Genomic DNA, 10,617 nt, shown 5'->3' with positions numbered 1-10,617 from the left:
GATCTGGGTGGGGACGACACCAGAGGCGCCCCGGGCCCCGGCCCACGCGGGCCCGGTCCGGCCGGTGCGGACCCGTGGTCGGCGGCCGAGGCGGTGTTCCGGCTCGCGGTCTGCGCCTTCGACGACCGGCCCGACCTGCCGGCCGAGACCCACACGCTGGACGCGCTGGTCTCGGCGATGAAGCGCCGCCAGTGGCTGTCCGCCGAGGAGAGCCTCGCGCTGCACGCCGTCCTGGTCACGATCTTCCCGAACCTGGCCGGCCGGGCGGTCTTCCAGCGCGGCGTCGCCGCGACGGTGGACCGGCCGGTACGCAAGCGGCCGCTGTGCGTGCCCGCGCTGCTCGAATGCCTGCCCACCGCCCGGACCAGGCCCGACCCGATCCTGGACGAGCTGACCGAGGCGCTCACCACCCCGGCCGGGGTGGCCACCGACCGGGCCGAGCTCCGCCGCGCGCTCGACAGCCTGGTCAGCCGAGCCTCCCGGCCGACGATGGACCTCCCGGCAAGCCTCCAGCAGTACGAGATCCATCTGATCAACTCGGTCTACGCCGCCCAGGGCCGGATCGCGGAGCTGGCCGAGACGGCGGCCGACCCGCCCGCCGGGGTGCTGTGGGCGCTGCTGGACGCCGTCCGTGACGGAGCATGGCGCGACGAATCCAGCCTGGCGAGCCTGCGCGGTTCGCTGTTCTCCCAGCTGAGGATGCCGATCCCGGGGTTCGCCGTCGGCCCGCCGATCGTCGCCCCGGATGTCGACCCGACAGTCCTGGAACGGATCGCCGTGGCGGCCGGCGAGGTTCTGGCGCGGCTGCGCGCGGAGCTCGCGGACGTCTGGGACGGCGACCGGGCGCGGGCGGCCGATCTCGTCGTCGACGCACTGTCCGCGCTGTCGACGGGTGTGCTCGGCGGCGGGCCGGGCGACATACGGGTGCAGCCCGCGGTCACCAGGCTGCGCACGCTGGTCACCCGCGCGATGGCGGCCGCCGGCCCGGTCGGCGGCGGGGCCTCGGCTGGCGGGGAAATGGACGGCGGGGGAGCGGAATCCCGGGCGGACCGGTCGGCCGCCGCCCAGGAGACCATTGACGGGCTGGCCTGGCGAGTTCGGACCCAGGTGGGCACGGCCGGGCTCACCGACCTGGTGGCGGAGGCCTTCGCCGAAATTCTCGAACGGCTCGACACCTCGGTCGACATCGACAATCTCAGCGCCGCGCTGCAGCTGCGCTGGGCCCAGTAGCCGGCACCGCCACCTGCAAAGGCAGGCAACCATGCGGAAATTCTCCTTCGGACGGCGCAACGGCCGTGGATTCGGCCTCGACAGCCACGACGTCGCGGTGTCGTCGGCGATCGTCGCCGTCACCCTGATCGCCGCGATTCTCATCGTCGCACTGGTGGACCACCAGGACCCCGGCAGCGGCCCAGCCGGCGGCGGCCCGGTCGCCGTTCCCAGCGCGCCGGACATCCCGACGCCCCCCCGAACCTCCGCACCTTCCACTCGGACGGCGACCGCCACGCCCTCCGCCTCGGCGAGCCCCACCTCGACCGATCCCGCCTCGCAGCCCCCCGCTGAGCCCGCGCGGACGGAGTCCGCCTCGCCAACCTCGTCGCCCAGCACTGCTCCGAACCTGCCGCTCCGCCCCGAGGTGACTATTCTCAACAATTCCCCGACGGACGATTTGGCGGCGAAATCGGCCCCTCTGGTTCAGGCGGCGAATTTCGTTGTGCGCAGGACGGGGAACTACAGGGCGGCGGTGGCATTCGGTCACACGGTTATTCTTTACGAGGAAGGTGGTGAAGGTTTTGCTCGGGAGCTGGAGGCGGCATTACGGAGTCATGATGAAAAGAATATCGAGGTCAGGTTCAACAGGGGTGACAATATTCCGCCGGACGGTACCTTGATTCTCGTTCTAACGAGGTATTTCAAGGCTTGACCGAGAACACCGCGCGGCTGATCTGTTGCCCGGCCCCGCACGCGGACCTGAGCACCACCGATCGGGCCCGGCGGTGCTCCGGTTCTGTGCCGGCTTCGGGATCAGCCCACGGACGCGGGCTTGTCGGAACCGCTTGTCTGGTCCGCCACGTCAGGCAGCACGTCGCCCGGCAGTCCCGCGTCGGCGGTCGGAACGGCCGATGGTTCGGCGGTCGGGGCGGTCGGGGCGGGTCGGGGCGGTCGGGATGGTGGCCGGTTCGGTGCCGTGGACGTCCACGTGGGGCATGATGCGGTCGAGCCAGCCGGGGAGCCACCAGTTCGCGCGGCCGAGCAGGCCCATGGTGGCGGGCACCAGGATCATGCGGATGATGGTCGCGTCGACCAGCACGGCGACGGCCATCCCGACGCCGACCATCTTCACCGTGACGTCCGGGTCGAGGGCGAAGCCGGCGAAGACCGCGATCATGATCAGGGCGGCGGAGCTGATGACCCGGCCGGTGGCGGCGAGGCCGCGCACGACGCTGCCGTGCGGGTCACCGGTGGTCAGGTAGTCCTCCCGGATGCGGGAGAGCAGAAAGACCTCGTAGTCCATGCTCAGCCCGAACAGCACGGTGAACATGAGCACGGGCAGCCAGCTCGACATCGGCACGCTGTGCGGCAGGCCGAGCAGCTCGGCGCCCCAGCCCCACTGGAACACGGCGGTCACCACGCCGTAGGCGGCGGCGATCGAGAGCATGTTCATGACCGCGGCCTTCAGCGCGACCACCGGTGAGCGGAACACGACCGTCAGCAGCAGCAGGGACACGCCGACGACGAAGCCGACCACCCACCACAGCCGGTCGGACAGCAGACCGGACAGGTCGGTGAAGACCGCGGTCATGCCGGTGATCTCGATGCCCGGTGGCAGGACGTCGGCGCGCAGGTGGCGGACCAGGTCGGCGGCACGCTTGTCGCTCGGTGCGACGGCGGGCGTCACGAAGACCACCGCGGCGTTCCCGCTCGGCGCGGTCACCGGCGGGGCGACGGCCGCGACGTCGGGCGTCGCCCTGATGCGGGTCACGAGCGCGGGGAGGTCGGCGGCGGGGACTCTGCGCAGGTCCACCGCGAGCATCAGCGGGCCGTTCGCGCCGGGGCCGTACTCGGCGGCGACCAGGTCGTAGGCGCGCCGCTGGTAGGTGGACTCCGGCTGACTGCCGGCGTCCTGCGGCCAGGTGCGCATCCCGAGGACGGGTGCCGCGAGCAGCAGCAGGAGCAGGAGAGCACCCAGCGCCCACGGGAGAGGCCGGCGTCCGATCCGGCCGGCCCAGGCGGCGGTGAGCGTCTGCCGGGCCGGGGAGCCGGCCGCCGCGACGCTGGCCTTCCCGACGCCGGCCGTGAGCGCGGCGCGGCCCCGGCGGCCCAGCAGTCGCGTCCCGGCCAGCCCGCACAGAGCGGGGACGAGGGTGAGCGCGGTGACGACCACGGTGACGACCACGGCCGCGGTGGTGAAGCCGGTGGTCACATAGGTGTTCAGCCCGACCAGCCGCAGCCCCATCAGGGAGAGCACGACGGTCACCCCGGCGAACAGCACCGACACCCCGGCGGTGCCGTTGGCGCGGGCGGCGGCCTCCCGGACGGTCAGGCCGGCCCGCAGGCCCTCGACGTGCCGGGTGATCAGCAGGAGGGCGTAGTCGATGCCGACCCCGATGCCGATCATCGAGGCGAGCGTCGGCGCGATGGTGCTGACGTTGGTGCCGGCCGCGATGAGGGTGATGCCGGCGCTGCCGATGCCCAGGCCGATGAGCGCCACCGCCAGCGGCACCCCGGCCGCGACGATCGAACCGAAGGCGACCAGCAGGATGACCAGGGCGAAGCCGACGCCGACCGCCTCGGCCCGGCCGTTGACCTCCTGGATGTTCTCGGCGACCTGACCGCCGAACTCGGCGGTGACGCCCGCGTCCGCGGCCGGCCTGGTCGCCTCGATGAGGTCGTCGACCGCGTCGGTGCCGCCCAGGTCGGTGACCGGCCGGTCGTACTGCACGTTGATGAGCGCCGTGTCGCCGTCCGCGGAGGGCCGCGGCGGGCTGACGAGGATGACGTCCGGCACCTCTGCGAGCCGGGCGGAGACGGCCGTGATGACCTCCGGGGCGAGCCGGCTGCCGTCGGCGGTGTGCAGCACGACCCGTGCCTGGGCCTCGGCGAGCACCGGGAACTCGGCGCGGAGCAGGTCGGTGCCCCGCTGCGACGCGGTGCCCGGGGCGTCGTAGTCGTCGTGGGGCTCGCCGCCCCAGGCCATGGCGAGCGCGGTCGCCACCACGAGCGCGGCAACCCACGCGCCGATCACCCGCCAGGGCCGGCCGGCGGCCAGCCATCCCACCCGGTGCAGGAACCCGGACATCTTTCCTCCTTGGTGCGTGGCCGGTGCGGCCGGCTGGCGGGCGCCACGGTGCGCCGCGCGCTTTCACGTCTGCGACGACAGCGGACTGGCCGACTGTGACATCCCCATGTGGCTGGGTGTGTCGTATCCGCGACGCAAGCGTCGCTACGTCACGAAGCCGACGTCCGCGCGCGCCCGTGACACCTGCCTGCACCGCCGGTGTCAGCGGCGGTGCGTGGCTGGTGTCAGCGGCGGGAGGCCAGTGCGAGGAAGCGGTGCGGCGGGTCGTCGTAGCCGTCGAGCCGCCAGCCGGAGCCGGCGAGCATGGGGCCGAGCCGGTCCGCCGCCAGCGGCTCGTCGGGGCGCAGCACGCGCCCGTGCCGGGCGGCGAGCGCCGCCCGGCCAGACGGATGGAAGATCGCCAGTCGGCCGCCGGGGCGGCTGACCCGGGCCAGCTCGGCAAGCCCGGCCGGCAGGTCGGGGAGGTGGGTGACCAGCCCGGCGGCGAACACCGCGTCAACCGCGCCGGTCCGCACGGGCAGGCGGCGGGCGTCGCCGAGGAGGAGATCGGCATGCCCCGCCCGGCCGTGTTCCCGAGCCACGGCGAGCATCTCGGGGGTGACGTCCAGCCCGAGCACCGTGCCGGCCGGGCCGACGGCCGCGCGCAGCACGGGCAGCGCCCGGCCGGTGCCGCAGCCGACGTCGAGGACGGTCGCCCCCGTCGGCAGGCCCAGCTCGGCCACCGCCGCGGTGTAGGCGGGAGTGTCGTCGCCGAAGCGGGTGTCCCAGGTGGCGGCGCGTACGGCGAAGAACGCCCGGCTCTCGGTGACGTGCCAGCCGTCGTCGGCCGTGAGCCGCTCCGCGACCCGGCGGATCACCGGCCACGCCGGATCGTGCAGGTCGACGACGACGTCCGCGGGCCGATCGGGATCGTCGTCGCGGCCAGTGCGGGTGCGCAGCTCGACGACCAGGTCCCAGGCTGTCGACGTGCGGTCGGCGGGCCGGCCGGAGCTGTGCGCGAGCAGTACCGTCTCGCCGGGCCGCGCGGCCGTCGTCGTCTCGGGGGCTGTCGTCTTGGGGGCTGTCGTCTCGAGGGCCGCCGGCCGGACGCACGGCCGGCCGGCCCCGCGCACCGCCGCGGCCAGCCGGTCGGCGACCGCGGCGACCCTCCGGCCGTCGGCACCCTCGACCAGCACGCGTGCCGCGCCGGCCGGCAGCAGTACACGGATCCGGTCGAGGACCTCGTCCCAGCGGCGGACCTGTTCGGCGGTCATCGCCTCCGGCAGCGGTGGCGCGGAACTGTCGTCGGGCATCCACACATCATGGGCGAGCCGGCAGGCACGGCGGTGGCTGCCGGCGGCCGAAGGCCATGACCACACAGGGGTCGTGAGCCCGCAGGATGCGTCGGTGGGTGTTGGGATTCTGCTGATCAGTGCACGATCCTGTTCCCAAGAGCGAGAGTGGGGTTCTACAGTTGGCGGGTGCCACGGCTGCGGTGACGGGGCTGTGTGGCGACAGGGCTGAGGAGGAAGCATGCCGGTGAGCAAGCCGAGTGAATTACCCGTGGGTGGCGGCGGACGCTGGCCCCTGACGGGGTTCCGCTCCGCCCAGTGGGGGGACATGGAAGTCGGGTACACGGCCACCGGGCCGCTCGACTGCACCAAGGGCTACATCGGTCTGCCCGGCGGTGTCTGTCAGTGCCCCCACTACGGTTACATGTTCAGCGGCAGGCTTCGCTGCGTGTACCCGGGTACCGACTGGCCGGACGAGGTCGCGGTGGCCGGCGAGGCGTATTTCTTCCCAGCCGGTCATGTCCTCATCTATGAGGAGCCGAGCGAGGTGCTCGAGCTCAATCCCGCCGCCGCGCTCCAGCAGCTGATCGACCATTTCGAGGCCATGGCGGCCAGCGGTGGGTTCACCAAGGACGACGGCTGATCCAGCCGACTCCGAGGGCGCCCGGACGCCCGCGTACCAGGACGTCCGGGCACGCCGCCGGCCTGACCCCGGTGGTCGGAACGAGACACGAGAGAACGAGAAGCCGTTTCTGTGAAAGACGACGAGTCGGGTGCCGCCGAGCTGCGGAACGTAGCCGCCGCGGCCAGGTCGGTGTCGGCCGGCGCGGGAGCTGAACAAGCCGTCGAGGTGAACCCGGGTAACGTTTCGGTCGTGTCCTGGGCTGAGCGTGCCGCCGACCGGTCGCCGTCCGTGCAACGGTCGAGATCGCGCAGCATGCGCCAGATGAAGGTCATCGTCGCCGCGGCCAAGCGGCTGATCGCGCAGAAGGGCACATCCTTCACGACGCAGGAGCTCGTGAAGGAGGCCGGTGTCGCGATGCAGACCTTCTACCGCCACTTCGAGGGCAAGGACCAGCTCCTCATGGCGGTCATCGAGGAGATGGTGACCGATCAGGCCGTGCGCTACGAGCAGGACGCCCGCGACCTGCCGGACCCGGTCGCCCGCCTGCGCCGCCACATCCTCTCGGTGCTCGGCTCGCTCGACGCCAGCGGGGACGAGAGCACCGGGCCCCGTTTCATCACCGCGGAGCACTGGCGCCTGCACCAGCTCTACCCGGAGGAGATGGCGCAGGCCACGCAGCCCTTCGCCGACCTCGTGGCACGAGAGATCCGTGCGGCGCGCGACGCCGGCCTGCTGGCCCCGCAGGACGTCGAGCGCGACGCGGCACTGGTCGCCCGGCTCGTCATGTCCGTCTACCATCACTACGCCTTCGCGGCTGCTCCCGAGCCCGCAGAGGTGATCGCCGATCATCTCTGGGCGTTCTGCCTGGCGGGGCTCGGCGGCGACCTGGGCGGCGGGCGCCCGGCACGGCCGGTCAGACGTCCGCCTTCTTCGTGAACCCGGCCAGCGGGAGCGCCCCGGCCGGGTGGGAGGGGCGTAGCCATGAAGGTGCTGGTAGTCGGCGGAACCGGGCCGACCGGGCCGCACATCGTGCGAGGCCTGCTCGGTAGGGGGCACGACGTCACGATCTTCCACCGGGGAGCCCACGAGCCGCCGGAGCTCGCCGACGTCGAGCACATCCACGGCGATCCGCATTTCCGGGAGTCGATCGACGAGGCGCTCGGCTTACGGGAGTTCGACGTCGTCCTGGCCATGTACGGGCGGATGCGGCACCTGTCGCCGGCGCTCGCCGGGCGGTGCGGCCAGTTCGTCGGCATCGGCGGCGTGCCGATCTACCAGGGGTTCTTCCCGGGTGACGGGAGGCACCGGCTGCCGATCCCGGTGACCGAGGAGCACCCTGTCGTCCAGGAGCGGTCCGACGACCCGGCCGTCCGGTTCTCCCGGCGGCTCGTCGACGCGGAGGAGGCGGCGTTCGCGCACCACCCGGGCGCCACGCTCTTCCGTTTCCCGATGCTCTACGGGCCGAACAACGCCCGGCCGGCCGAGTGGTCGATCGTGCGGCGCGTGCGCGACGGGCGTCCGTACATCATCCTTCCGGACGGCGGATCCCAGATCCACACCCGCTGCGCGGCGCGCAACGCGGCGGCGTTCGTGCTCGCCGCGGTCGACCGCCCGCAGGCCGCCGCCGGTCAGATCTACAACGCCGGTGATCCCACCGACTGGTCGCTGCGGCAGTGGGTCGAGCTGATCGTCCGCCTGATGGGCGCGGATCTCGAGGTGGTGGCGCTGCCGAGGGAGATCGCCGTCGAGGCCACGACGACGCTGCTGCCGCTGGCGGGCACGACGACGGAGCACTGCGTCCTGAGCACCGAGAAGGCGCGCCGCGAGCTCGGCTGCGAGGCGGTGATCGACACGGTCCAGGCGGTCGAGGAGCTCCTGGCGTGGTACGCCGAGCGACCCGGCTTCGACGTCAGCACCAGCCCGTCGTTCACCGACCGGTTCGACTACGCGACCGAGGACGCCCTGGTCGCCGAGTACCGGTCCGCCCTCGACCGGGTGCGCTCGGCCGTCGACCAGCACGCCGCGCCGCCGGTGCACAGCATGCCGCACCCGACCGAGCCCGGGAAGGTGGATCATCGTGGCCGCTGACCTGCCCGAAGTCTTCCGGGACGGGGACCGGCGGTGTGATCCGGCGGTACGTTACCGGTCATGCCCGACTTGTTGGAGGACCGCGTCGTCGTGGTCACCGGCGGCGCCAGCGGGATCGGCCGCGCGAGTGTCCTGCGCTTCCTCGCCGCCGGCGCGCGTGTGGTCTTCGGCGATGTGAACGACGCGACCGCCCAGCGGCTGCTCGACGAGGTCGCCGACCCCGCCCGGCTCCATTTCGAGCGGGCGGACGTGGCCGACGAGGCGGAGGTCGCCGCGCTCGTCGCCGCGGCCGTCGAGCGGTTCGGGCGCCTCGACGTCATGTTCAACAACGCCGGGGTCGGCGGGGCGTTCGGCCCGCTCACCGACATCGACGTCGCCGACTGGGACCGCACCTTCGGCGTGATCAGCCGTGGGATGTTCCTCGGGACGAAGCACGCCGCCCGGGCGATGATCGCCCAGGGTGGCGGCGGGTCGATCATCAACAACTCCTCGGTCGCCGGAGTCGGCGGCGGCGGCGGCCCGACCGCGTACTCCGCGGCGAAGGCCGCGGTCATCAACTTCACCTGCAACGCGGCCGTGGAACTGGCGGCCCACCGCATCCGGGTCAACGCGATCTGCCCCGGCCTCGTCGACACGCCGCTGGTGATGGGACGTGACGAGGCGGCGATCCGGGCCCGGATGGCGACCTTCCAGCCCTGGCCCGACCTGGGCCGGCCCGAGGACATCGCCGGCATCGTGCTCTTCCTCGCCGGTCCGGACAGCGTCTTCCTGACCGGGGAGGCGATCCGGGTCGACGGCGGGATGGTCGCCTGGGGCCCGCGGATGACCGACACGTCCGACCCCCGGGGCGTGACCCGCCGGTTCACGGGCTTCACCGAGGGCTCGACCGGCCGTCCACTGACCAAGCGCCCCCTGGACGGCGCCGGCACCTGAGGCCGGGCGGCGTGCTCCCGCCCGGGGGTGCGCTCCTGCCGCAGCGCGGGCTTCCGTCGCGGGGTGGGCTTCGGTCAGAGACCGAAGGCCCCGCCCTCGACGAGGATCGTCAGGCCGATGGCAACCAGGGCCAGCGGCAGCAGCACGTGCCCCCAGCGGCTCAGCGCGCGGGCGACCGGCGGCCTCGTGGCAAGGAACCAGCCGGCCGCGCACCAGACGGCCACCAGCACGAGGAAGACCACCGCGTGGACGGCCGTCCCGCCCGCGCCGACCGCGGTGAAGACCGGGACGTACACGCCGAGGTTGTCGCCGCCGTTCGCGAAGGTGACCGCGGCGACCTCGAGCGCGGCCGGCCCCCTGCGCGAAGCGTCCCTGTCCTGCTCCTCACTCCCGGCTTCGTCGTCGGGGTCGGGGCCGGGCCCGGCGGGATCTCCGGTAGTCGCGGCCGCGCGGTCGCCGCGTTCCGCCAGGGACCGCCGGGCCGCGCGTAGGCCCAGGGCGAGCGGGAGCAGGCCGAGGTAGGCGATCGCGGACTCGGGCAGGAGCGCCGCTCCGGACGCGGCGGCGACGGCGACGGCGACGATTCCGACGAACCCGACGTACTGGCCGGCGACGATCCGCGGCACGGCGCGCCGGTCACCGGCGCCGCGGGCGAAGAACAGCGCCAGCACCAGGACGTCGTCGATGTTGGTGACGGCGAACAGGCCGATCGCCTGCCCGACGGCGCCCGGGTTCACACGGTCGCGACGGGCGCGGCAAACGGCACCGGCCGACCGTACCGGGCGTGTTCCCGGCCGCTGACCGGCGGTTCGCCACGGCTGTGACGCGGTTCGCGACGGCCGCGAGAAGCGAGTGGTCCGACCGGGTGGGCCGCAGGTCGCGGGCGGCTCGGGGCCTTTACACCCCGATCGGCCGGGATGGCTACTCTACGATGCGGTTGTGACGCGCCGCGCGTCCATAGTCGCGGCTCCATCCTGGGACTATTGCTCAGTGACTACTGTGCGCCCACCACGGAGTAGCGGAGCGGGGTGGGGGTTCCGGGTTCTGGTCACGTAACGTGTTCGAACCTGTACCACTCAACATCGAGAATAGATGGCCTGACGCTGACGTTGCGCCCTCGCCGAGGAGACGATCGTGCACGCCGAGCACCACGAGCCAAGAAAACAGCCGTCGTCGGTGACGCCTGCCCCGACCGCGCTGCCTTACCCGTCCGAGCCCGACACGGACCGCGCGAAGATCCCAGACCACGCGGACAGTCCGGGCCACGCCGAGAACCCGGACCACCCGGAGAAGCCGGACCGCCTTCCGGGCCGCCGCCCGTGGCGCCGCGCCCGGCGCGCGCCAGCCAGCCCCGCCGCTGACCGCCCCGCCGCTGACAGCTCCGACGACCCCGCCTCCGA

At 73.0% G+C, this 10,617-nt stretch carries 9 protein-coding genes and 1 pseudogene; 7 read left to right on the top strand and 3 right to left on the bottom strand.

Going from position 1 to position 10,617, the window contains the following annotated elements; all coding sequences use genetic code 11:
- The first annotated feature begins 93 nt into the window (after positions 1 to 93).
- Both FMEAI12_RS14340 and FMEAI12_RS14335 read left to right on the top strand, forming a co-directional pair.
- Positions 94 to 1,230 carry a hypothetical protein gene (locus tag FMEAI12_RS14340; RefSeq protein WP_112106407.1) on the top strand — a complete coding sequence of 379 codons (1,137 nt, stop codon included), beginning with the start codon at positions 94 to 96 and terminating at the stop codon, positions 1,228 to 1,230.
- A gap of 31 nt (positions 1,231 to 1,261) precedes the next feature.
- On the top strand, positions 1,262 to 1,924 hold the full coding sequence (locus FMEAI12_RS14335; RefSeq protein ID WP_112106406.1) for a LytR C-terminal domain-containing protein: 663 nt from the start codon (positions 1,262 to 1,264) through the stop codon (positions 1,922 to 1,924).
- A gap of 150 nt (positions 1,925 to 2,074) precedes the next feature.
- Here the strand turns inward: FMEAI12_RS14335 and FMEAI12_RS14330 are convergent, their stop codons facing one another.
- Both FMEAI12_RS14330 and FMEAI12_RS37130 read right to left on the bottom strand, forming a co-directional pair.
- Positions 2,075 to 4,300 carry an MMPL family transporter gene (locus FMEAI12_RS14330; protein WP_235013998.1) on the bottom strand — a complete coding sequence of 742 codons (2,226 nt, stop codon included), beginning with the start codon at positions 4,298 to 4,300 and terminating at the stop codon, positions 2,075 to 2,077.
- 224 nt (positions 4,301 to 4,524) lie between these two features.
- Positions 4,525 to 5,592: a class I SAM-dependent methyltransferase gene (locus FMEAI12_RS37130; protein ID WP_235013997.1), complete on the bottom strand. Its 1,068-nt coding sequence runs from the start codon at positions 5,590 to 5,592 to the stop codon at positions 4,525 to 4,527.
- 220 nt (positions 5,593 to 5,812) lie between these two features.
- Here FMEAI12_RS37130 and FMEAI12_RS14320 point away from each other — a divergent pair, with 220 nt between their 5' ends.
- The 4 genes from FMEAI12_RS14320 (at position 5,813) to FMEAI12_RS14305 (ending at position 9,217) form a co-directional block, all read left to right on the top strand.
- Entirely contained in the window at positions 5,813 to 6,214 is a 402-nt protein-coding gene (locus FMEAI12_RS14320) for a hypothetical protein (protein ID WP_020462702.1), read from the top strand.
- Between the two features lie 231 nt (positions 6,215 to 6,445).
- Entirely contained in the window at positions 6,446 to 7,132 is a 687-nt protein-coding gene (locus FMEAI12_RS14315) for a TetR/AcrR family transcriptional regulator (protein ID WP_071061768.1), read from the top strand.
- A gap of 45 nt (positions 7,133 to 7,177) precedes the next feature.
- Positions 7,178 to 8,284, top strand: a complete 1,107-nt coding sequence (locus tag FMEAI12_RS14310; protein WP_112106405.1) for an NAD-dependent epimerase/dehydratase family protein — start codon at positions 7,178 to 7,180, stop codon at positions 8,282 to 8,284.
- A 60-nt stretch (positions 8,285 to 8,344) separates the two neighbouring features.
- Positions 8,345 to 9,217 (top strand): SDR family NAD(P)-dependent oxidoreductase, encoded by an 873-nt coding sequence (locus FMEAI12_RS14305; protein ID WP_112106404.1) that lies wholly within the window; start codon positions 8,345 to 8,347, stop codon positions 9,215 to 9,217.
- A 74-nt stretch (positions 9,218 to 9,291) separates the two neighbouring features.
- On the opposite strand, the gene FMEAI12_RS14300 is transcribed toward FMEAI12_RS14305, so the two are convergent.
- Entirely contained in the window at positions 9,292 to 9,954 is a 663-nt protein-coding gene (locus tag FMEAI12_RS14300; RefSeq protein ID WP_112106403.1) for a cadmium resistance transporter, read from the bottom strand.
- Positions 9,955 to 10,351: 397 nt separating this feature from the next.
- On the opposite strand from FMEAI12_RS14300, the pseudogene FMEAI12_RS38135 reads away from it, so the two are divergent.
- Positions 10,352 to 10,617 (top strand): annotated as a pseudogene (locus FMEAI12_RS38135) (carbonic anhydrase); the annotation flags it as partial.

It is taken from the genome of Parafrankia sp. Ea1.12 (assembly GCF_900465275.1).
Lineage (GTDB): Bacteria > Actinomycetota > Actinomycetes > Frankiales > Frankiaceae > Parafrankia > Parafrankia soli.
The sequence above is the reverse complement of the archived record's forward strand: the minus strand, read 5'-3'. Positions and strand labels throughout refer to the sequence as shown.